Here is a 21,433-nt window from a genome sequence, read left to right as displayed (position 1 = left end):
CGGCACTGCCGCCCGGGCCAACCCGGTGCCGGCAGTGCCGCAGCGGCCACGCCGTCGCCGGATGACCACCGGCGCGGTGGCCTGGATCGGAGCGGTCGCAGCTACCGCCACCGCGGGGGCCGCCTTCGCCGCGGTCACCCGGGACCGAGGGCCAGACCCGGTCGCACCGGCACCGTCGCGCCCGTCACCCTCGCCGCACCAGGGCGTGTCCCGGTCAGCCGAGCCCGGTCGGTCGGTGGGCCCCGGCGCCCCGTCGCCGGGCGCGCCGCCGCCCGTCACCGCCACGCCGCCGACCAGTCCCACTACCGCCGGCCAGATCCACGGACAGTGCCGCGCGTGGCGGGCGAAGGCGCCCGAGCAGCGGGAGAAGGCGCTACGCACGTCGGCCTTCCAGAAGCTGGTGACCGCCGCCGGCGGCCCCGCCGAGGTCGAGGCGTACTGCCAGAGGCTGGTACCCGAGGCGAAGCCGTCCGAGCCGGCGAAGGTCACGCCCTCCGATTCGGCGAGGGGCAAGCAGTCCCCATCGGGGAAAGCCCCGCCGTCACCGCCGCGACCTGATCACTCCGTAGGCGGCTGACCGGTCGGCGGTTGGAGCGGTTTGTTCCGCCCTGCTTCGGAAATTCGTCTGTTAGACAGAGGTTGGTGGCCCGTGCACGCCCCCGACGGTGTCGGTGGGTGGGTTTACGGTGGCACGGTGTGCCGGACCCGGCGCACGGAGAGGGGGCCCGACCCTTGGTGACGTCATCCGACCTGGACCGCAGCGCCATCCTGCGCGAGTCCGCAGCCGCAGTCCGACACCTCGCCCGGATCTGCTTCAAGACCGGCCCACCCACCCACACCGGCGTCGAACTGGAATGGACCGTGCACGACGCCGCCGATCCCGCCCGCCCCGTCGACGCGACGCGGCTGCGGGCGGCGCTGGGGCGGCACAGCCCCGCCACGCTGGATGCCACCAGCCCGGCCGAGCCGCTGCGACACGGCGGCATGGTCACCCTGGAGCCGGGTGGCCAGTTGGAGATCTCCACCCCGCCCCGCCCCTCGGTCGCCGCGTTGATCCGCGCCACCGAGGCCGACATCGCCCAGGTCACCGACCTGCTGGCCGCCGCTGGGCTGGTCCTCGGCAGCAGCGGCATCGACCCCCACCGACGGCCGCGCCCGGTGGTGGAAACCCCCCGTTACCGCGCGATGCGCGGAGCCTTCGACCGCCACGGCCCGGCCGGCCGCACGATGATGTACAGCACCGCAGGCCTGCAGATCTGCCTCGACGCCGGTGAGCCGGACCAGGTCGCCGACCGCTGGGCCGCAGCCCACGCGGTCGGGCCCCCACTGCTCGCGGCGTTCGCTTCCGCCGCTCGGCACGCCGGGCGGCGCACCGGTTGGGCCTCCGCCCGGATGGCCGCCTGGCTGGCCATCGACCCGGCCCGGACCCGCCCGGTCTGGTCGCCCTCTCGGTCCGGGGACGATCCGACCGACGCCTGGGTCAGCTACGTGCTCGCCGCGCCGCTGCTCTGTCTGCGCCGGCACAGCGCTGACTGGGCCGCGCCGCCCGGGGTGACCTTCGCCGACTGGCTCGACGGCGCGCTGCCACAACCGCCCAGCACCGATGACCTCGACTACCACGTCAGCACCCTCTTTCCGCCGGTGCGGCCGCGCGGCTACCTGGAGCTGCGCTACCTGGACGCCCAACCCGATCGCGGCTGGCGGCTGCCGCTGGCGGTGCTGACCGCCCTGTTCGGTGACCAGGGCACCGTGCGCGAGGCGTACACGATCGCCACCCCGGTGGCGCACCGCTGGTCGGCCGCCGCCCGGCACGGCCTGGCCGACCCGGCGCTGGCCGCCGCCGCGGCGGGCCTGCTCGACCTGGCCCTGACCACCCTGCCCCGACTGGAGCTGCCGGCCAGCACCCATGACGAGATCCGGCGAGGGATACGCCAGCGGCTGGCAGCCGCAGAGAGGAGAGACCAGTGAGCGCGAGGAGTGAGCCGGTTTTGCGAGCCTCGCAGTCGCGAACGGAGGACGGCTCAGTGAGCGCGAGGAGTGAGCCGGTTGTGCGAGCCTCGCGGGCGGGCCGGGTCGACGGCGAGCAGTTGCGCGACCACATCGCGGCGGAGTTGGCGCGGGCCCGTACCCGCACCGCGTTGCTGACCGAGGTGGTCGACGACGCCGACCTGACACGCCAGCACTCACCCCTGATGTCGCCGTTGGTCTGGGACCTTGCCCATGTCGGTAACCAGGAGGAGCTCTGGTTGGTCCGGGACGTCGGCGGCCGGGAGCCGGTCCGGTGTGACATCGACGAGTTGTACGACGCGTTCAAGCAGCCGCGCCGGGACCGCCCCGCGCTGCCCCTGTTGCCGCCCGCGGAGGCGCGCGCCTACCTGGCCACCGTTCGGGACAAGGTGCACGACCTGCTCGACGCGGTGACCTTCACCGAGCGGCCGCTGGTCGCCGACGGGTTCGCCTTCGGCATGATCGTGCAGCACGAGCAGCAGCACGACGAGACCATGCTCGCCACCCACCAGCTGCGCTCGGGGCCGGCGGTGCTGCACGCTCCGGCTCCGCCCGAGCCGTCGGTCCAGGTCGGCGCGGAGGTACTGGTGCCGGCCGGCGAGTTCACCATGGGCACCGACACCGATCCGTGGGCGTTGGACAACGAACGTCCGGCGCACCGGGTCGACCTCCCGGCGTACGTCATCGACGCCGCCCCGGTGACCAACGGCCAGTACTTGGCCTTCATCGCCGACGGCGGCTACACCGAGCAGCGCTGGTGGAGCGCGGCCGGTTGGGAGCATCGGGTTCGGGAGCAGCTGAGCGCCCCGATGCACTGGCGTTGCGACGGCGACGACTGGTCGTATCGGCGCTTCGGTCAGTGGGCGCGGGTCCGCGCCGACGAGCCGGTGGTGCACGTGTGCTGGTACGAGGCGCAGGCGTACGCGGCGTGGGCCGGCAAGCGGCTGCCGACCGAGGCGGAGTGGGAGAAGGCGGCCCGGTGGGATCCGACGACCGGGCGGTCGCGTCGTTACCCCTGGGGGGACGACGACCCGACCGAGACGCACGCCAACCTCGACCAGCGCCATCTGCGGCCGGCGCCGGTGGGCGCGTATCCGGCCGGGGCCTCGCCCTTGGGTGTGCACCAGCTCATCGGCGATGTCTGGGAGTGGACCTCGACGGCGTTCGACGGGCATCCAGGGTTCGCCGCGTTCCCGTACCGCGAATATTCGGAGGTGTTCTTCGGCGGCGACTACCGGGTGCTGCGCGGTGGCTCGTTCGGCACTGACCGCTCCGCCTGCCGGGGGACCTTCCGTAACTGGGACTATCCGATTCGCCGGCAGATCTTCAGCGGTTTCCGCTGCGCCAGGGATGTGCGACCGGACGAGTCGTACCGGTGAGTCGCCGCACGACCGGCGGCCCGGCGGCGGGCCGGGGGCGCTGATGTGTCGCCACCTGGCCTACCTGGGGCCGCCGGTCACCCTGGCCGAGCTGTTGTTCGACCCTCCGCACTCGCTGGTGCGGCAGTCCTGGGCGCCCCGTGACATGCGCGGCGGCGGCACGATCAACGCCGACGGGTTCGGTGTCGGCTGGTACCCGGGTGAGGGTGACCCGGTGCGGTACCGGCGGGCGCAGCCGATCTGGAGCGACCCGACCATCGCCCAACTGGCGGCGGTGACACGCAGCGCGGCGGTGGTGGCGGCGGTGCGGTCGGCCACGGTCGGGATGGCGGTGCTCGACGGCGCGGCGGCGCCCTTCGCCGAGGGGCGGTGGCTGTTCAGCCACAACGGTGTGGTCCGCGGCTGGCCGGACGCCGTGGTGCCGCTCGCCGCCGGTCTGCCGGTGCGTGACCTGCTCACTCTGGACGCCACCACCGACTCGGCGCTGCTGTGGGCGCTGGTGCGGCATCGGTTGCGCGCTGGCGCCGACCCGGTCGAGGCGGTCGGGCGGACGGTGACCGACGTCGCCGCCGCCGCCCCCGGTTCGCGGCTCAACCTGCTGCTCACCGACGGGCACCGGGTGGTGGCCAGCGTGGCGGGGCACGCGTTGTCGGTCCGCGAGACGTCGGGTTCGGTGCTGCTCGCCTCCGAGCCGCACGACGACGATCCCGGGTGGCGGTCGGTGCCGGAGGGGCACCTCGTCGTCGCCACCGCGGGTGAGGTGCGGGTACGTCCACTGCCGGCCCCGGTGGGCGCGCCGAGCAGGCACGCAACGGTTGATCGAACGAAAGGAGCGAACCGATGACCGCGGAACCCCTGGAGATCTACCTCGAAGAGGGTGACCTGGAGCGTGGCCTGCGTGACGACGTCCGGGCCGGGCTGAGCGCCGGCCGTAAGTGGCTGCCGCCGAAGTGGTTCTACGACGCCCGGGGCAGCGAACTCTTCGAGGAGATCACCCGACTGCCTGAGTACTACCCGACCCGGGCCGAGCGGGCCGTGCTGGAGGCGCACGCTCCCGACATCGCGGCGCTGACCGGGGCCAAGACGCTCATCGAGTTGGGCTCCGGCTCGTCGGAGAAGACCCGGCTGTTGCTGGACGCCTTCACCCGCCGGGGTGGGCTGGGCACGTTCGTCCCCCTGGATGTGTCGGTCAGTGCGCTGCGCGGGTCCACCGCCCAGATCGCGGCCGACTATCCCCGCCTGCGGGTTCGGGGCATCGTGGGGGACTTCACCCGGCAACTGGACCGGCTGCCCACCGGCGGTCGGCGGTTGGTGGTGTTTCTCGGCGGCACCATCGGCAACCTGTTGCCCGCCGAGCGGGCCGAGTTCCTGACGGCGATGCGCGCCGCGCTGGAGGTCGGCGACTGGTTGTTGGTCGGCACGGACCTGGTGAAGGACCCGTCGGTGATCGTGCCGGCGTACGACGACGCCGCCGGGGTCACCGCCGAGTTCAACCGCAACGTGCTGCACGTGATCAATCGGGAGTTGGGCGCCGACTTCGACCCGGCCGCCTTCGAGCACGTCGCTGTCTGGGATCCGGACCACGAGTGGATCGAGATGCGGTTGCGGGCGACCCGGCCGATGAGCGTGCGGGTGCTGGGGCTGACAGTCGATTTCGCGGCGGGGGAGGAGCTGCGTACCGAGGTTTCGGCAAAGTTCCACCGGGAGGGGGTCGCCGCCGAGCTGGCCTCGGCCGGCTTCGCCACGGCGGAGTTCTGGACCGACCCGGACGGGCTCTTCGGCGTGACGCTGGCGCGGGCGCGGTGAGCCCGTTCACCCGGCGCGGCCGGGCCGGGCGGTGATCCGATAGGCTGATCACGCGAAGGGGAGTAGCCCCCAATGTCGTGGTCGACATACTGGTGCGTTCCGCATCCGGCCACGCGGCCCCGGTTCCCTCGGGGCGGGCGAGACCTTCGACTCAGGCTGTTGCAGCCGGGTCGAGGGCGCCCCTGTACCTCCTCCCGGCGTGAACGGGAAGGACGTCATGGAGGGATTTTTCGCCGCGCTGGTCATCAGCTTCGGCGTCATCTTCGTCGCCGAGCTGGGGGACAAGTCCCAGCTGATGGCGCTGACCTTCGCCACGCGGTTCAAACCGATCCCGGTGCTGATCGGCATCACGGTCGCCACCGCGGTGGTGCACCTGGCGTCGGTCGCCATCGGCGTGGGTCTCGGGGCGGTGCTGCCAACCGAGTGGATCTCCCTGGTGGCCGGTGTGGCGTTCCTCGGGTTCGGCGCGTGGACGCTCCGCGGGGACAAGCTCACCGAGGAGGAGAAGCGCAAGGCGGAGAAGACCAGCAAGACCGCGATCGTGGCGGTGTCGGTGGCGTTCTTCCTCGCCGAGCTGGGCGACAAGACGATGCTCGCCACGATCACGCTCGCCACCAAGTACGGCTGGTTCGGCACCTGGCTCGGCTCCACCATCGGCATGGTGGCCGCGGATGCGCTGGCCATCCTGGTCGGCCGGATGCTCGGTCGGCGGCTGCCGGAGAAGACCATCAGGTACGGTGCCGCGATCCTCTTCGCCATCTCCGGTCTCTGGCTGATCCTGGAGGCGGTGAACGAGCTGACCTGAGCGCCGACTAGCCGCAGCGTGGGCGGGTAACGGCCCGGGGTGGAGCCGGCCGAGTTGTTGCGCCAGGGCGACCAGGTGCTGGTTGCCGTGGTGGAGGTGGCCGGCGCGCTGGTGATCTTCGTTGGCGCGGTGTGGGCGGCGGTGCGGTTCGTGGTCGAGGGGCTGCGACACCGCAGCGCCGCCCGCTTCACGCCGATCCGGCTCTCGCTGGGCCGCTTTCTGACTCTCGGCCTGGAATTCCAGCTGGCGGCCGACGTGCTGCGTACGGCGGTGTCCCCGTCGTTCACGCAGATCGGCCAACTGGCCGCCATCGCGACGATCCGAACGGCGTTGAACTACTTCCTGGGCCGCGAGATCCGGCAGGAGCAGCGTCAGGTGGCCGAGGGGGAGCGTCGACCGTGACGGCCACCCTGGTCACGGCGGTCACCGCCCTGGCGCTGCTCGCCGGGGTGCTCACCACGCTCACCACCGGGGCGCTGCGCAGCGGCGTCCGGATACTGCTGGACCTGCTCACCGCGGCCGGTCTGATCCGGCTCGCCGGCGAGCCGGATTGGAACGGCCTGGCCGGCGCGGTATCGATCATCGCCCTGCGTCAGCTGCTCGGGGTGGCGCTCAGCCGCCCACCAGCATGGTCCGGCCGACAATCCCCGGCGCGCTGCGCTGAGGACGATCACCACCTACCGTTGGCCTCGACAGGTGAAACGGGAAAAGCGGGAGGATGACCACATGAGCCGGCACGACGAACCGAACGAGTACGGCTACGCCGGCGGTGCCACCGCCCCGGAGCCGCCGCCCGGCGGGAAGCCCGATGAGCAGGATCGCGTCGAGGCGGTGGCGGTGCCGGGCGACGACCTCACCGGGCCGGCGGCCGAGGCGCTGGTCGAGGAGACCGAGGACCTGCCGCCCGCCGATCGTCGCCACTGAGCGCAAGCCCGCGCGGTGGGTGCGGCGGCGCGGCACGACGGCGAACCGCGCGCCGCGTCGCCCCTCGGCGCCTGACATTCGCCGGGCCGCACCGGCGCGTTCAGCGGGCGTCGGGGTGCTGGTAGACGTCGGGTACGCCGTCCCCGTCGGCGTCCAGCCGCTCCTTCTCCGCCACCCTCCGGTACGTCGTGTTGCGGCGGCTGAGCACCGTGGCGGCCAACCCGGCGGAGATCACCGAGCCGAGCAGCACGGCCGCCTTGACCCGGTCGTCGGCAGTGCTGCCCGCCCCGAAGGCCAGGTCGCCGATGAGCAGCGAGACGGTGAAGCCGACGCCGGCCAGCAGGGCGATCCCGAGCAGGTCGGCCCAGGTGATGTCCTCGTCCAGCTCGGCGCGGGTGAACCGGGCCAGCAGGTACGTCGAGCCGAAGATGCCGATGGTCTTGCCGAACACCAGGGCGGCGACGATGGCGATCACGATCGGGTCGCTCAGCAGGGCGCCCAGGTCGGTGCCGCGCAGGGTGACCCCGGCGGCGAAGAGGGCGAAGATCGGCACCGCGAAGCCGGCCGACACCGGCCGCCAGCGGTGCTCCAGGCGGGCGGCGAGCCCACCTTCGCCCGCCTCTGCGCTGGCGGTGGCCGGCTGCTTGCCGCCCGCCGGTCGACGGGCGAGCACCGGGACCGTGAAGCCGAGCAGGACACCGGCCACCGTGGCGTGCACGCCCGAGGCGTGCATCAGTGTCCAGGCGGCGATCGCGAGGGGGATCAGCGCCCACCACCAGGTACGCCCCCGCTGCACCAGCACCGCGAAGAGCCCGATCGGCACCAACGCGGCGAGCAGTGGAACGGGCTGGAAGCCGGCGGTGTAGAAGATCGCGATGATGGTGATCGCGAACAGGTCGTCGACCACCGCGAGGGTGAGCAGGAATGCGCGTAGGCCCTGGGGCAGATGTGAGCTGACCACCGCGAGCACGGCGAGCGCGAAAGCGATGTCGGTGGCGGTCGGAATGGCCCACCCGCGCAGGCCGTCCCCGCCCGCGCTCAGCACCACCGCCACGTAGATCAGCGCCGGCAGCAGCATCCCGCCGAGTGCGGCCGCAATCGGTAGCGCGGCCCGGCGCGGGTCGCGGAGGTCACCGGCGACGAACTCCCGTTTGAGCTCCAGGCCCACCACGAAGAAGAAGATGGCCAGCAGGCCGTCCGCCGCCCAGGTGGCCAGATCCAGGTCGAGGTGCCAGGGCGCGCCGGGCCAGGGCACGACGTCGCCGAGCCGGGTGTACGAGTCGGACCACGGGGAGTTGGCCCAGACCAGCGCGATCACAGCGCCGAACAGCAGCAGCGCGCCGCCGACGGTTTCGGTACGCAGCACGTCGGCCAGGTGCCGGGCCTGCGGCCAGGACGATCGGGAGAACAGCCGGATCTTCGGCGGACGCGGGCCGGATGGCGGGGTGGGGGAGGTCAACTTCGGGCTCACCTACAGGAGTCGGGACGGCAGGAATCCACTCGCCGACCAGACTTCCCGGCACACCGCTGTCGACCCTATCCGGCGGCGCGGTCGGCGGCGACAGCTGGGCCGATCGGACGCCATCCGATCGGCCTCCGACTTTTTCCCCGTTGTCGCCGCAGCCGAATGGGCGTTTGTCGGGTTGGTCATGCGGGCGCACATCTCGCCGCCGGAAAATACATAACTCCGGACATAAGCCGCATGAGCCGCTTTAATGGTTTCACGAGTTTAGAGACGACCTTGGGGGTTTTCGTGAAGTTCTTTGCCGTAACCGGACCGGCATGGGGGCACTCCTGATGGACCTGCTCCGCCAATTGCGCCACGTGCGTCGGCACTGGTGGGTCGCGCTGGTCACGGTCATGGTGGCTCTCGGCGTCTCGGCGTTCCTGACCGTACGGACCCAACCCCGGTACGTCGCCTCGGTGACCTTCTTCGTCACCACCCCCAACACCGGCGTCAGCGACGCCTACCAGGGCGGGCTCTTCCTCCAGCAGCGCGTCAAGTCGTACGCCGACCTGCTCAGCAGCGATCGGCTGGCGCAGAGCGTGGTCGCCGAGACTCCGGTCGGCCTCACCGCGGACGAGGTGCAGCGCAAGGTGAGCACCTCGACCGAGACCGGCACCGTTCTGCTGCGGGCGTCGGTGACCGACACCGACCAGACCCGCGCGTTGCGCGTGACGGAGAGCCTCGCCAACAAGTTCGTCGAGCTCGTCCAGAAGGTCGAGACGACCCCGGAGGGCAAGGCGCCCATCAAGATCGAAGTGGTCAGTGGCCCGCGGGTCAGCGCCGACCCCGTCTCGCCGCAGCCGGCCCGCAACCTCACCCTCGGTGGTCTGGTCGGCCTGATCCTCGGCATCGGTCTGGCGATCCTGCGGGGCGTCGCCGACGTCCGACTCCGCGACGCCGCCGGCCTGCAACGCGCCACCGGCAGCCCGCTGCTCGGTGAGATTCCGTTCGAGGCCAACGCCCGCAGTGCGCCTCTCATCGTGGGCGACGCCGCGACCTCGGCGCGCGCCGAGGCGGTCCGCAAGCTGCGGACCAACCTGCGCTTCGTGGACGTCCACGAGCCGGCCCGGGTCATCGCGGTGACCAGCGCCCTGCAGGGCGAGGGCAAGACGACGCTCTCCTGCAACCTGGCCATCGCACTGGCCGAGGCCGGCTGGCGGGTGCTGCTGGTCGACGCGGATCTGCGCCGACCGAAGGTCGACGACTACCTGGGCCTGGACGCCGGCGTCGGTCTGACCGACGTGCTGGTCGGCGACGTGAAGGTGGGCGACGTCGTGCAACGCTGGGGCGACAAGTCACTGCTGGTGCTGCCCAGCGGGTCGGCCCCGCCGAACCCGAGCGAGCTGCTCGGCTCCAAGGCCATGTCGGACCTGCTGCTGGCGCTGCGCGAGTCGGCGGACATCGTGATCATCGACACCGCGCCGCTGCTCGCGGTGACCGACGGCGTGGTGGTGGCCGTGCAGGCCGACGGCGCGCTGCTGGTGACCCAGCAGGGCCGTACCTCGCGGACCCAGGTCGCCGCGGCGGCCCGGTCGCTGCACTCGGTCTCGGTCCGGTTGCTCGGCTGTGTGCTGAACATGGCCAAGGTGGCCAAGGCCGAGGCGTACCAGTACGAGGCCTACCGGGTGGTCGCCTCGACGCCCGAGGCGTCGGTGCCGGCCGACCGGGCCGCATCCGGCCGGCACAGCGCGACCGCCGACGGGGTCAACGGCGTCCCCGACCACACCCAGGAACTCACCCGGCTGCCCCGATGAGCGCGGCGAGGGGTCGCAACGACCGTTCGATCTCCTCGGCGCAGCGTCGGAAGTCGGCCGCGGTACCGCCGATCGGGTCCCGAAGGTCGTCCTCGTCCGGGGCGGCGGGTTGCAGCCGTCCCCGGGCCTGGGCGGCGGCGGCGATCGCCGCCCGCAACGGGTCGTCGGCCGAGTCGGCGGGCGGCTCGGCCGCCGCGGCGAGCCGCCCGAACTGGCGCAGCGTGAACGTCCGGTGCAGCGCTTTAGGCGTCAACGCCGTGCAGACCGAGCGTTGGCGTCGGGTCGCGGTCAGCACGAGCGTCGCCTCGACCAGGTACTCGGGCCGCAACCCACGGGTCCGGAACGTGGCCGGGTCCGCGCCGTTCTCGGTCGCGACCTCCATGGCGTACGGGTGCATGGCCAGCCCGTCGATCGCGTCGGTGCCGGCGCTGGCCACCTCGACGGGTCGGTCGGCCAGCAGCCGACGGGCCAGGTACTCGGCCATCGGTGACCGGCACAGGTTGGCGTGGCAGACGAACAACACGCGATCAGCCATCGGTGCCCCTCTCATCGGTACGGACACGGGCGCTCGCACCGCGAGGGCGGTGCGTCGACGCCGGTGGCCGTGCGGGGAGGGGTTGTCGGCATCGTACGCGGGCCGCACGCGCGCCGGTCGTGGTGCCGCGCCGGCCGCCGGCGATCTCTGTGGGACGGGGGCGTACCGGTGAAGATCGGCATCCTGTCGTACCACTTTCCGCCCGAGCCGGCCTTCATCCCGGGGAGCCTCGCCGAGGAGCTGGCCGCGCGTGGGCACGAGGTACGGGTCCTCACCGGCTTTCCGGACTACCCCGGCGGGCACGTCTATCCCGGCTGGCGACAGCGGTGGCACCACGAGACGCACAGCCAACGGCTGAGTGTCCGACGGGTGCCCCGGTACCCGGGGGGCACCGCGTCGGTCGGCGGCCGGATGGCCAGCTACCTCTCCTTCGCCGGCAGCGCGGGGCTGGTCGCGCGCCGGTTCCTGGGCGACGTGGACGTGCTCTACGTCTTTCAACTGCCGGCGACGACGTTCGCCGCCGCCGGGGTGATCCGGTTGCTCGGGCGGGTGCCGGCGGTGCTGCACGTGCAGGACGTCTGGGCCCGCGACGGCGCCGACGAGGGGGGCGAGGGACGCTGGGCGGCGCGGATGGGCAGCACGATGACCCGGATCTACCGGACCGCGGCGCGGATCGCGGTCGCCGCGCCGTCGATGCGGGACCTGGTGGTCGCCGCTGGCGCCGACCCGGCCCGGGTCCGGTTGGTGCTGAACTGGACCGACGAGCGGATCTTCCACCCGGCGACACCCAGTGCGGCGGCCCGCCAGCTGGTCCGTCGAGATGGTCGGTGCGTGGTGATGCACGCCGGGACCATCGGGGAGCGGCAGGGGCTGGAGACCGCAGTCCGGGCGGCGGCGGCGCTGGACCGGACGATGGATCTTGTCCTGGTCGGTTCGGGCGCGGCGGAGCGGCGGGTGCGGGGGCTCGCCGCCGAGCTGGGCGCGGAGAACGTCCGCTTCCTGGAGCGGCGGTCGCCGGTCGACATGCCCGAGCTGTACGCCGCCGCCGACTACCAACTGGTCATGCTGCGCGACCTTCCGGAGCTGCGCGGCACGGTGCCCGGCAAGCTCCAGGCCGCGCTCTCCTGCGCCGCGCCGGTGATCGCGTCGGCCGGCGGGGACACGGCCGAGCTGGTCGAACGGGCGCGGGCTGGGCTGTCCTGCCCGCCGGAGGACTGGGCGGCGTTGGCCGACCGGTTCTGGTTGGCCGCCACCATCTCGCCGCCGACCCGCACCGAAATGGGTCGCCGGGGTCGGGCCGCGTACCTGCGAGAGATGTCGCTGCCCGCCGGCGTGGACCAGATCGAACGGCTGTTGCACGAGGCGGCCGGACGGGTCGCACAGCCCGCCACGGAACCACGAAGGAAATTCGCTTAAAGGACGACAAGCGCAATAACGGTACGAACTTCCCTGATGCGTGCTAAGAACGTCAGGGAATCGACCTTCTGTCCGGTTCCGTGAATGGGAGTGTGGTGTGACGGTGAGCGAACGACCGATCCGGCGGCGGAGCCGGTCCCGGCGTCGTCGGCGTGCCCGACTGCGACGGGCCCTCCTTGGCGCCCTGGTGGTTGGCTCGCTGCTGCTGGCGACCACCGGGTGGGTCGGCTTCCGCGGTTGGCAGGCGCGCACCCACCTGCTCAACGCCGCTGGCCTGGCCCGAGAGTTGAGCGCCCAGACTGTCGGTGGGGACACCGGCCGCGCCCTGCGGACGCTCGCCGCCCTTCAGGAGCAGGCCGGGGCGGCCCGCGCGGCGACGGCCGATCCGACATGGCACCTCGGGCGACGTACGCCGATCGCCGGCGACGACCTCGACGCCGTCGCGCAGATCGCCGTCGCCATCGACGAACTGGCCCGACACGCATTTCCGACCCTGCTCCGGGCGGACCTGACCAGCCTGGTGCCGACCGGCGGGCGGGTGGACCTCGCCCGACTCGCCGCCGTCTCCACGCAGCTGACCGCGGCCCACGAGTCGGTGCAACGTACCCGCCAGAACCTGGCCGCGGTGCCCGCCGACAGGCTGGTCAGCCAGATCCGGCAGGCGCTGACCGACCTGCGCGACGAGATCGACCGGCTGGCCAGCCTCACCACGGCCGCCGACCAGGGAGCCCGCCTCCTCCCGCCGCTGCTCGGCGCGAACGGCCCACGCCGCTACCTGCTCGTCTCGCAGAACCTCGCCGAGTTGCGCGCCACCGGCGGCATGTTCGGCGCGTACGCGATGATCGAGGCGGAGAACGGCAAGGTGAAGATGGGCAAGCAGGGCAGCAGTGCCTCGCTCGGCCGGTTCACCCCGGCGCTGAAGGTGCCCGCCGAGACCCGGGCCCTCTGGACGGACCTGCCGGGCATCTATCCCGCCGACGTCAACCTGTCTCCGCACTTCCCGACCGCCGCCGCGCTGTACCGCGAGATGTTCCGGCGCAAGACCGGCACCACTGTCGACGGTGTGCTCGCCGTTGATCCGGTGGTGCTGTCGTACCTGCTCAAGGCGACCGGTCCGGTGCTGGTGCCCGGCGGTGTCCCGCTCGCCAGCGAGAAGGTCGTGCAGACCCTGCTCAACGACAGCTACCAGCGCCTCGACGTCAAACAGCAGGACGACTTCTTCGCGGCGTCCGCCGCCTCGGTGTTCGACACCTTCTTCAAGAAGAATGTCAACCCACGGGTGCTGTTGTCCGCATTTGACCGTGCTGTCACCGAACGCCGGATATTGTTCTGGAGTGCCCGACCTGAGGAACAGCGGACATTCGGCGAGAGCCGGATGGCCGGGACGCTTCCGGAACAGGACACCGTGCCAACTGTCGGCGTGTTCCTCAACGACGGCAGCGGCGCGAAGCTCGGCTACTACCTGCGGCCGACGGCGAACCTGACGGTCGGCGAATGCCGGTCGGACGGCCGCCGCGAGCTCCGGCTGCGGGTGACTCTGCGCTCAACGGCGCCGAAGTCCGGACTTAGCGAATCCGTGCTCGGCCTCGGTCTGGCTGGCGATCCGTACACCGCCCGCACGTTGGTGTCGATCTTCAGCCCGGCTGGTGGAGCGGTGCTGGAGGCCCGGCTGGACGGGGCCGAGACGGCACTTGGCAGCGGCACCGAACGCCGCCGTCACGTGGCGACGGCCAGCGTCGACGTCGGCCCCGGCGCCGAGCGGGCACTGGAGGTCACAGTGCTGACGGCCAAGACCGGCGTCGGGCAGGCCGAGCTGTGGCTCACCCCCACCGCCACCCCCTGGACCACCCAAGTTCATTCCGCACCAAGCTGTGATCAGTAGGAGGGAACCAATCATGCGGCTATCCCGCATCATCATGGCGCTCACGGTCGGCCTGGCCGTGGTGGCCGTGCCGACGGCAGCGGGGGCGGCACAGCCGCAGCCGACGCCCAGCGCGACCACCGACCCGCCGCAACCGCCGCCGTACCCGCCGACCGCCGCGTCGCTGACCGTCAACCGGCCGACGATCTACCTCGGCGAGACGGTGGTGCTGACGGGTACCAACTTCGGCCCGAACGAGACCGTCGACATCACCGTGACGGTCACTCCGCAGGCCGCTCCGGCCGGCGGCGCGGCTCCGGCTCGCCGCAGCGACGGCAGCACCGTGGCCATGGCTCCGGTGGCCTACCAGGCGAGCGCGCCCCTGCACTTCACGGCGTACACCGACGCTCAGGGCCGCTTCACCAAGACCTACAAGCCGTCGGTGACGGGTCTGCTGACCTTCACCGCCACGGGCCGGGAGTCCGGCCGTACCGCCACCACCGAGCTGCGGGTGCTGCACAAGAAGCAGCCGCTGCCCGTCACGGGCGACAGCCTCGGCACGCCCATGAAGCTCGGTGGCGGCCTGGTCGGCGCCGGAGCAGTGATGCTGCTGCTGACCCTGGCCTGGCGTCGCCGCCAGCGCTTCGGTGGTGCGGCGCACTAATCCACACCACCGGGCTGCGCCTGGATAGCACCGAAGCTGGCGCCCGTCGGAACACTCCGACGGGCGCCAGCCTGTTCAGAGAGACGGCCTGGGCACCGTCCCTAGGGTCGTCGTCGGTCCGCCATGCCCGCCGATAGCGAGGTCGACATGCGCCGGTACGACTTTCGGCGCGTCGTGTCCGTCTTGCGGCCTTTGCGCGGTCGGCCCGTTGGTGATCGACTCGGGTTCCTTGAAGTCGGGGTGTCCGGGCGTCCGGGATGCCCCGACTTCCCTGAACCCGAGTGGATCACCCGGTGAGGGCCGGTTCGGCGCTGCGAGCCCGACGTCGCGTGGGCAGTTTGTCCGTGTGGGGGTTTGTGGGTGGTGACTGGGCGCACCCGCAGGCTGGAATCATGGCGGGGTCGGGGTCGTTACATACCCTGACGATCGCAGTCCCTGACGATCGCAGTACCACCGACCCGCCGCCCGACCCCTGGGGGCTGGTCGCGCAGGGTGGAATGCCAGCCTCCACCCGGTCGTTACAGTCCCCGCGAACGACCGCAGGCACCGCCTTGATGAGGGTGCCGACGGGTTGGGCCACCCGGAATGACCTCGGCCCCCCGGTCGTTACAGTCCCCACGAACGACCACCTGGTACCGCCCCGATCAGGGTGCCGGTGCCGGCAGGTGGGCCGACCCCGGAATGACCCCGGCCCGCCGGTCGTTACACAGGGACCCGGCGCCACGAGCCCCCGCTCGCAGGTACGCCGACCCGACGCCCGACAGGGCGTCACCCCCAAACTTTTCCCCTTTGTTTGTGCAGCGCCGGACGAGGTGCTCACACCCATCACCGCCGTCCCCCTTTGGCGGTGCGGGTGTTCTACCCCCGAAGGAGCTACCCCTCATGAACACGATCTTCCGTAAGAGCATGTTGTCTGTTGCTGGTCTCGCGTTCGCCGGTGGTGTGTTCGCCGGTCCGATCGCCGCCCACGCCAACCCGGTGGACGCCAAGCCCGTCGCGGTGGCTGTGCAGTCGGCGGCGCCGAAGCCGCAGGGCGAGCAGTCCCACATCAGCCTCAACGATGAGCAGACCGCGAACGTGAAGGCGATCATCGCCGCGACGAAGAAGGCCGGTCTGCCGGAGCGGGCCGCGGTGATCTCGATCGCGACGAGCCTGCAGGAGTCGAAGCTGGAGAACCTGGGTCACCTGGGCGACATGAACGATCACGACTCGCTGGGCCTGTTCCAGCAGCGCCCGAGCTCGGGTTGGGGTACGCCGGAGCAGATCACGAACCCGGAGTACTCGACGACCGCGTTCCTCAAGGGCTTGAAGCAGGTTGACGGGTGGCAGGACATGCCGCTGACCGACGCCGCGCAGACCGTGCAGGTATCGGCGTACCCGGACGCCTACGCCCAGTGGGAGCAGCAGGCCACCGACCTGGTCGGCCAGCACTGGAACAGCTGACCCACACCACAAGCAGCAGCACCACAGCACCACCGCACAGCACCACACCACGACACCGACCGCTGGCCGGCACCCCCAACCCGGGGTGCCGGCCAGCGGCATCTCCGTGCCCTGCCCCCGCACAAACCGCACCACGACACCGACTTGCTGGCCGGCACTCACACGCGGGGTGCCGGCCAGCGGCGTACGCCGGTCAGGTTTTGTGGTTGTGGCTGCGCCAGATATCGATCAGCGCGGTGATCAGCGCGAGCGCGATGATGACGGTGGCGAGCATGAGGGACTGTTCGAAGGCTTTGGTCCAGTCTCCGCGGCTGTCGGCCAACGTGGAGAAGAACAGCGAGCCGACGGCGGCGATGCCGGCGGCGGCGCCGATCCGCTGGCCGGTCTGGAGCATGCCGGCGCCGCTGCCCGCCTGATCGACCGGCACCTCGGAGAGGGTGATCGTCTGGTTGGGGGCGATCACCAGTCCGCTGCCGATGCCGGCGACGAGCAGTGGGCCGGCGGTGACCCAGGGCGCCGGAGCGTCCGGGAAGAGGCGCAGTGCGATCACCGTGGCGGCCAGCCCGACCACCACGGTGAGCAGTCCGATGGCGACCAGTGGTCGACCGAAGCGGTTGACGATGCGGCCACCGAGCACGGCGGCGGCCGCGGAACCCAGGGCGAAGGGGGTGATGGCCAGGCCGGCGACGAGGGCGCTGTAGCCGAGCCCCATCTGCAGGAACAGGGTGAAGATGAAGAAGATCGCGGTGAAGCCGCCGAAGTAGACGAGCGCCAGGATCGAGCCCAGCGTGTACGACTGGAAGCTGAACAGTCGGAGGTCGAACAGGGGCTGGTGCTGGCGTGCGTACCGTCGTTCCCAGAGCCCGAAGGCGACCAGCACCGCCAGGCCGACCGGGATGAGCGCCCACTTCCAGGGGGTCCGCCACTGCTGCTCCTGTACCAGTGGCAGCAGGACGAGGACGACACCGATGCCGAGCAGCAGGACGCCGACGGGGTCGAGTCGATGCCAGCCGGGTTGACCGGTGGGGCGGCCGGGCAGCAGTCGCCAGCCGAGGATCACCGCGAGGACACCGACCGGCACGTTGACGAAGAACACCCAGCGCCAGCCGTGTTCCTCGCCGCCGATGGCGATGAGCAGTCCGCCGAGCAGCGGCCCGACGGCGGTGGAGATGCCGATGGTGGCGCCGAGCAGCCCGAACGGGCGGGCGCGTTCGGGCCCGCGGAACAGTTGCTGGATCAGTCCGATGACCTGGGGGTTGACGACGCCGGCGGCGGCGCCCTGCAGCAGTCGGGCGATGACCAGCCAGGTCGGGGAGGTGGCGAGGCCGGCGAGCGCGCTGGTGATGGTGAACAGCGCGATGCCGAAGACGAAGGCGTTGCGCCGCCCGCGGGCGTCGCCGAACCGGCCGGCGGGCACCAGGGCCAGGCCGAAGGTGAGCGCGTACCCGGAGAGAATCCACTGCAGGTCGCTCGACGACGCGTGCAGCGCCCGGTCGATGGAGGGCACGGCCACGTTGACGATGCTCACGTCGAGCAGCGTCATGAAGGCGGCGACGAGTCCGACCCCGACCGCCTGCCAGCGTCGTCGGTTCTCGGCCGCGGTCACCGGCTGCGGCGTCTGCGCCGCGCTCATCGTGCCCCCCCGTCGACCCTCGGTCATGCATGGTTGACCGCTACCCGGGTCTTCGGGGGGCGAACCGTACCGGTTGGTTCCGTGGGTCACGCCATCTGGCGGGCGCAGAACCGGGGACCGAAGTCGAGGCCGGCCATCGGCGAGTCCTCGCGGTGCAGCAGGCCCTTCTCGGTGAGCAGGTGCAGGGGGCTGCCCACCTGCTCCTGGGTGAGCCCGGATTCCTCGGCGATCAGGTCCGGGTAGGGCACCTGCCCGCGTGCTTCGAGGGTGGTGACCGCCTGGTACACCCGTTGCTCGGCCTCCGACAGTTGCACCTGCTGCATGGTTCCTCCTTTTGCTCGTCCGCCACTGGGGTGGCGGCTGCCGTGCGCCGGTTACCCCCTCGGTGCCCGAAGATGCACACCCGATCGGGCGGTCGCGACGGCGGGCGGGTCCGGCGGTCGGGCCGGGGAGGTGCCCTAGGCTGCTTCCGTGATCGTTTGGGATCTCGTCGTTGTCGGCGCTGGCCCCGCGGGGCTGTCCGCGGCGCACGCCGCTGCCCGTGCGGGCGTCTCCACCCTTGTCGTCGAGCGAGCAGTTCACCCGCGGTACAAGACCTGCGGGGGTGGCCTGATCGGCACCTCGCTGGCGGCCGTTCAGGATCGGATCGAGGTGCCCGCGCACGACCGGGTGGACCGGGTGACGTTCACACGCGACGGCCGTCGGGAGTTCACCCGCCGCAACGGCAGTCCGGTGGTGACGATGGTGCGCCGCGAGGAGTTCGACGACCGGCTGCGCGCGGCGGCGGTCGCCGCCGGCGCGCAGCTGCGGGAGCGGGTCGCGGTCCGCGCGATCGAGCAGGACCCCGAGGGGGTACGCCTGCGGCTGGCCGACGGTACGACGATCGCGGCTCGTGCCGTGATCGGGGCGGACGGCTCGTCGGGGGTGACCGGCCGGCACGTCGGGGTTCGGTACCGGCAGGTGGATCTGGGTCTGGAGTTGGAGATTCCGGTGCCGCCCGTCGAGCAGGAGCGGTGGCGGGGCCGGCTGCTGCTGGACTGGGGTGCCATGCCGGGCTCGTACGCCTGGGTCTTTCCCAAGGGTGACCGGCTGACCGTCGGCGTGATCGCCGCGCGGGGGGCGGGGGAGGGGACCCGCGACTACCTGCGGCGGTTCGTCGACCGGTTGGGTCTGACCGGGTTGCCGGCGGAGCACGACTCCGGTCACCTGACCCGTTGTCGGGCGGAGGATTCACCGTTGCGCAACGGTCGGGTGCTGGTCGTGGGGGATGCGGCGGGGTTGCTGGAGCCGTGGAGCCGGGAGGGCATCAGCTTCGCGTTGCGCTCCGGCGAGCTGGCCGGAGCTGCGGTCGCGGACGGTGACCTGGCCGGGTACGAGCGGGCGGTGGCCGAGCGTCTGCTGCCGGAGATGCGGGCGGGGTTCCGGCTGCTCGACGTGTTCACCCGTCGCCCGGACGTGTTCCACGCCCTGTTGGCGACCCCGCCGGGCTGGCGGATGTTCGTGCAGTTCTGCCAGGGGCGGGCGAGCTTCGACGAGATGCTGCGCCGCCGCCCCATCCGGGCCGCCCTTGCGGTGCTCGACCGGTTGTCCCACCCGTCGCGCCAGGCCACCACTGCTCACCCAGGATCCTAGGATGCCTTACAGGGTGTGCGCCCGGCTACTGGTGTCGACCGGCGTGGCCGCCGGACAATCACAGTGGAGCAGGAGGAGGCGCTGATGACCGAGCAGCCGTTCACCGACGACGAGTACGCGTTTCTGCGCCACGCGCGGTTCGGGGAGTTGCCGCCCGCCGTCCGTCCCGACGAGCGGGTGGCCCTGACCGAGACCGACCCCGGGCGCGACCGGCCGGAGGAGTCCGAGGACCCGATCCGCTGGAACGTGCAGGGCTGAGAAACGCGCGACGGGCCGCGGGTGTCGCCACCCACGGCCCGTTCGTGATGCGCTCCGGTCAGAAGACGGGCACGCCCTCGCGGACCAGACGCCAGTTGGGCTGGAAGAAGTCGGCCGGGTCGATCGTCCCCTTGGCCTGCGCCCAGTCGATGAGCAGCTGACGGATCTCCTGCTGCGCGTTGTAGACCTGGGTCTTCACGATGCCGGGGAAGTTGCCGCCGCCGCTGCGCCGGTAGTTGTTCACCGCCACCACGAACTGCGCGTTGTCGGCCACCGGGGTGTCGGTGCCGGCCAGCACCAGGCGGGTGATCCGCTGCCCGACCGGCTTGGAGATGTCGATGTCGTAGTCCAGGCCGGAGATCACGTCGTAGTTGTAGTCCGGCACCGCCGGCGAGTCGCTGATCTGCTCCGGGTCGACCGGGGCGCCCGGGGCGAGGGTCCGGAAGTACTTCGCCGAGTACTCCAGGTAGGTGCGCACCTCCGCGCCGCTGAGCACGACCGCCTCGAGCGTGTTGTCGAAGACGTAGAGCCCTGCCACGTCACGGATCTTCACGTCCCCGGCGGGGAAGACCGCGGTGCGGCTGAACGGGGACGCCTGCGACAGCACCGGCAGGTCGGCGTACTGCGTGCCGGCCAGCGCCTTCGTGACGGTCTCGGCCTGGACGTGGTTGATGAAGTCCAGGATGGGGGTGTCCTTGTACCTGGATTCCACGGTGGACATCTCGACAGTGGCCTGGGCCACCACCTGGTTCACGTACGCGATGGTCTTCTGGTGCTGGGCCCGCACGGCGGCGAGCACCTTCGGGTCCTCGACCACCGTGTTGGTGTTCAGCATGGTGGCGGCCTTCTTGGTGATCGTCCACCGGCCACGCTCACGGGAGAGGGTGAAGTCCATCCGGGTGAGCCGCTGGCCCCACTTCGACGGCTCGGAGAGCAGCACCTGCGTGCCGGTGCGCTCGTTGGTGACGAACCGCTCGACCACCTCGTTGTGCGCGTGACCGAAGAGGATCGCGTCGATCCCCGGCACCTGCTGGGCGATCAGCGCCACCGGGTTCTCGTTCGGCAGCTCGGGGCCGTAGCTGGAGGTGCCGCTGTCACCGCCGTGCGCCGAGATCAGCACGAGGTCCGCGCCGCGGGCCCGCATGATCGGCACCCACTTCGCGGCGGTCGCGATCATGTCGTCGAAGCGCAGCTTGCCCTCGACGTTGCCCTTGTCCCAGATGGCCACCCCGGGGTTGGTCAACCCCAGGATGCCGACCCGCAGGGTCGGCGCGGCGAAACCGAGGGAGACCTTCTTGATGATGTACGGCAGGAAGGCCGGCTTGCCGGTCTTCGCGTTGACGGCGTTCGCGGCGAGCGCCGGGAAGCCGAGCTGGCGGATCCACAGGTCCAGCAACGGCAGGCCGTAGTTGAACTCGTGGTTGCCCAGGGTCACCGCGTCGTAGTCGATGACGTTCATGGCCCGTGCCATCGGGTGCTTCTCCCCGGTGGCGGTGATCGGCTCCTGCTTGGCGTAGTACGTGGCCAGCGGCGTGCCCTGGATCGTGTCGCCGGCGTCGAGCACCAGCGTCGCCTTGCCGCGCCGCTCCCGACGGATCTGGTTGATCAGGGTCGCCAGCTTCGCCACGCCGATGTCGTTCTGCTTGCTGTCGTCGTACTCGGCGTCGCGGTAGTAGTCCCAGTTGTAGACGTTGCCGTGCGTGTCCGACGTGCCCAGGAGGGTGAGGTCCCAGGTGCGCGGCCGCGCCGCGCCGGCCGCCTGCGCGGGCGCGGCGGCGATCAGCGGGGTGGTCGCCGCGGCCGCCGCGG

21 protein-coding genes are annotated in these 21,433 nt (G+C 71.5%); 15 read left to right on the top strand and 6 right to left on the bottom strand.

Features of this window, described 5'->3' with window-relative positions:
• On the bottom strand, positions 1–513 hold a 513-nt coding region (locus GUI43_RS30680; protein ID WP_211326783.1), incomplete at its 3' end, for a hypothetical protein.
• Between the two features lie 219 nt (positions 514–732).
• Here GUI43_RS30680 and egtA point away from each other — a divergent pair.
• The 8 genes from egtA to GUI43_RS30640 all read left to right on the top strand — a co-directional run bounded on the left by egtA (position 733) and on the right by GUI43_RS30640 (position 6,921).
• Positions 733–1,968, top strand: a complete 1,236-nt coding sequence (egtA, locus tag GUI43_RS30675) for an ergothioneine biosynthesis glutamate--cysteine ligase EgtA (RefSeq protein ID WP_112700349.1) — start codon at positions 733–735, stop codon at positions 1,966–1,968.
• A gap of 80 nt (positions 1,969–2,048) precedes the next feature.
• Positions 2,049–3,386 (top strand): ergothioneine biosynthesis protein EgtB, encoded by a 1,338-nt coding sequence (egtB, locus tag GUI43_RS30670; protein ID WP_112587106.1) that lies wholly within the window; start codon positions 2,049–2,051, stop codon positions 3,384–3,386.
• A 43-nt stretch (positions 3,387–3,429) separates the two neighbouring features.
• Positions 3,430–4,230 carry an ergothioneine biosynthesis protein EgtC gene (egtC, locus tag GUI43_RS30665; RefSeq protein WP_112700346.1) on the top strand — a complete coding sequence of 267 codons (801 nt, stop codon included), beginning with the start codon at positions 3,430–3,432 and terminating at the stop codon, positions 4,228–4,230.
• On the top strand, positions 4,227–5,192 hold the full coding sequence (gene egtD / locus GUI43_RS30660; protein ID WP_112700345.1) for an L-histidine N(alpha)-methyltransferase: 966 nt from the start codon (positions 4,227–4,229) through the stop codon (positions 5,190–5,192). The genes egtC and egtD overlap by 4 nt, the downstream gene beginning before the upstream one ends.
• 217 nt (positions 5,193–5,409) lie before the next feature.
• On the top strand, positions 5,410–5,997 hold the full coding sequence (locus GUI43_RS30655) for a TMEM165/GDT1 family protein (protein ID WP_112587100.1): 588 nt from the start codon (positions 5,410–5,412) through the stop codon (positions 5,995–5,997).
• Positions 5,998–6,036: 39 nt separating this feature from the next.
• A complete protein-coding gene (locus GUI43_RS30650; RefSeq protein WP_112587098.1) occupies positions 6,037–6,399 on the top strand; it encodes a DUF1622 domain-containing protein in 363 nt (120 codons plus the stop codon).
• Entirely contained in the window at positions 6,396–6,719 is a 324-nt protein-coding gene (locus GUI43_RS30645) for a hypothetical protein (protein ID WP_112587096.1), read from the top strand. The genes GUI43_RS30650 and GUI43_RS30645 overlap by 4 nt, the downstream gene beginning before the upstream one ends.
• Before the next feature lie 4 nt (positions 6,720–6,723).
• Entirely contained in the window at positions 6,724–6,921 is a 198-nt protein-coding gene (locus GUI43_RS30640) for a hypothetical protein (RefSeq protein ID WP_112587094.1), read from the top strand.
• Positions 6,922–7,021: 100 nt separating this feature from the next.
• On the opposite strand, the gene nhaA is transcribed toward GUI43_RS30640, so the two are convergent.
• Positions 7,022–8,380: a Na+/H+ antiporter NhaA gene (nhaA, locus tag GUI43_RS30635; RefSeq protein WP_112700348.1), complete on the bottom strand. Its 1,359-nt coding sequence runs from the start codon at positions 8,378–8,380 to the stop codon at positions 7,022–7,024.
• Positions 8,381–8,703: 323 nt separating this feature from the next.
• Between nhaA and GUI43_RS30630 the strand changes: the two genes are divergently transcribed.
• The gene (locus GUI43_RS30630; RefSeq protein WP_225855292.1) at positions 8,704–10,182 is read left to right on the top strand and encodes a tyrosine-protein kinase domain-containing protein; all 1,479 of its coding nucleotides are present in this window, start codon (positions 8,704–8,706) and stop codon (positions 10,180–10,182) included.
• Here the strand turns inward: GUI43_RS30630 and GUI43_RS30625 are convergent.
• A complete protein-coding gene (locus tag GUI43_RS30625; protein WP_112700343.1) occupies positions 10,163–10,717 on the bottom strand; it encodes an arsenate reductase/protein-tyrosine-phosphatase family protein in 555 nt (184 codons plus the stop codon). The two genes, GUI43_RS30630 and GUI43_RS30625, sit on opposite strands and share 20 nt — an antisense overlap.
• 168 nt (positions 10,718–10,885) lie before the next feature.
• Here GUI43_RS30625 and GUI43_RS30620 point away from each other — a divergent pair, with 168 nt between their 5' ends.
• The 4 genes from GUI43_RS30620 (at position 10,886) to GUI43_RS30605 (ending at position 16,101) form a co-directional block, all read left to right on the top strand.
• Positions 10,886–12,133 carry a glycosyltransferase family 4 protein gene (locus tag GUI43_RS30620; protein ID WP_112587090.1) on the top strand — a complete coding sequence of 416 codons (1,248 nt, stop codon included), beginning with the start codon at positions 10,886–10,888 and terminating at the stop codon, positions 12,131–12,133.
• Between the two features lie 103 nt (positions 12,134–12,236).
• Positions 12,237–14,015, top strand: coding sequence for a DUF4012 domain-containing protein (locus GUI43_RS30615; RefSeq protein ID WP_249037886.1), 1,779 nt, complete (start codon positions 12,237–12,239; stop codon positions 14,013–14,015).
• A gap of 13 nt (positions 14,016–14,028) precedes the next feature.
• Positions 14,029–14,658: a hypothetical protein gene (locus GUI43_RS30610; protein ID WP_112587085.1), complete on the top strand. Its 630-nt coding sequence runs from the start codon at positions 14,029–14,031 to the stop codon at positions 14,656–14,658.
• Positions 14,659–15,540: 882 nt separating this feature from the next.
• Positions 15,541–16,101, top strand: a complete 561-nt coding sequence (locus tag GUI43_RS30605; RefSeq protein WP_112700172.1) for a hypothetical protein — start codon at positions 15,541–15,543, stop codon at positions 16,099–16,101.
• Between the two features lie 193 nt (positions 16,102–16,294).
• Here GUI43_RS30605 and GUI43_RS30600 read toward each other — a convergent pair whose 3' ends face one another.
• The gene (locus tag GUI43_RS30600) at positions 16,295–17,734 is read right to left on the bottom strand and encodes an MFS transporter (RefSeq protein WP_112700341.1); all 1,440 of its coding nucleotides are present in this window, start codon (positions 17,732–17,734) and stop codon (positions 16,295–16,297) included.
• Between the two features lie 86 nt (positions 17,735–17,820).
• On the bottom strand, positions 17,821–18,057 hold the full coding sequence (locus GUI43_RS30595) for a hypothetical protein (RefSeq protein ID WP_112587077.1): 237 nt from the start codon (positions 18,055–18,057) through the stop codon (positions 17,821–17,823).
• Between the two features lie 148 nt (positions 18,058–18,205).
• On the opposite strand from GUI43_RS30595, the gene GUI43_RS30590 reads away from it, so the two are divergent.
• Both GUI43_RS30590 and GUI43_RS34075 read left to right on the top strand, forming a co-directional pair.
• Complete coding sequence (locus GUI43_RS30590; RefSeq protein WP_112587075.1) at positions 18,206–19,366, top strand: geranylgeranyl reductase family protein; 1,161 nt, start codon at positions 18,206–18,208, stop codon at positions 19,364–19,366.
• Between the two features lie 84 nt (positions 19,367–19,450).
• Positions 19,451–19,624: a hypothetical protein gene (locus tag GUI43_RS34075; RefSeq protein ID WP_167362358.1), complete on the top strand. Its 174-nt coding sequence runs from the start codon at positions 19,451–19,453 to the stop codon at positions 19,622–19,624.
• Between the two features lie 58 nt (positions 19,625–19,682).
• On the opposite strand, the gene GUI43_RS30580 is transcribed toward GUI43_RS34075, so the two are convergent.
• On the bottom strand, positions 19,683–21,433 hold a 1,751-nt coding region (locus tag GUI43_RS30580), incomplete at its 5' end, for a bifunctional metallophosphatase/5'-nucleotidase (protein ID WP_211326782.1).

The organism is Micromonospora noduli, from assembly GCF_003264365.1.
Classification (GTDB): domain Bacteria; phylum Actinomycetota; class Actinomycetes; order Mycobacteriales; family Micromonosporaceae; genus Micromonospora; species Micromonospora noduli.
This window is presented reverse-complemented; position numbering and strand designations above follow the sequence as displayed.

Coding starts and splice junctions, on each gene's coding strand:
- egtC (WP_112700346.1), top strand. CDS start 3,430: ATGTGTCGCCACCTGGCCTACCTGGGGCCGCCGGTCACCCTGGCCGAG.
- egtD (WP_112700345.1), top strand. CDS start 4,227: ATGACCGCGGAACCCCTGGAGATCTACCTCGAAGAGGGTGACCTGGAG.
- GUI43_RS30655 (WP_112587100.1), top strand. CDS start 5,410: ATGGAGGGATTTTTCGCCGCGCTGGTCATCAGCTTCGGCGTCATCTTC.
- GUI43_RS30640 (WP_112587094.1), top strand. CDS start 6,724: ATGAGCCGGCACGACGAACCGAACGAGTACGGCTACGCCGGCGGTGCC.
- GUI43_RS30630 (WP_225855292.1), top strand. CDS start 8,704: ATGGGGGCACTCCTGATGGACCTGCTCCGCCAATTGCGCCACGTGCGT.
- GUI43_RS30625 (WP_112700343.1), bottom strand. CDS start 10,717: ATGGCTGATCGCGTGTTGTTCGTCTGCCACGCCAACCTGTGCCGGTCA.
- GUI43_RS30610 (WP_112587085.1), top strand. CDS start 14,029: ATGCGGCTATCCCGCATCATCATGGCGCTCACGGTCGGCCTGGCCGTG.
- GUI43_RS30605 (WP_112700172.1), top strand. CDS start 15,541: ATGAACACGATCTTCCGTAAGAGCATGTTGTCTGTTGCTGGTCTCGCG.
- GUI43_RS30600 (WP_112700341.1), bottom strand. CDS start 17,734: ATGAGCGCGGCGCAGACGCCGCAGCCGGTGACCGCGGCCGAGAACCGA.
- GUI43_RS30595 (WP_112587077.1), bottom strand. CDS start 18,057: ATGCAGCAGGTGCAACTGTCGGAGGCCGAGCAACGGGTGTACCAGGCG.
- GUI43_RS34075 (WP_167362358.1), top strand. CDS start 19,451: ATGACCGAGCAGCCGTTCACCGACGACGAGTACGCGTTTCTGCGCCAC.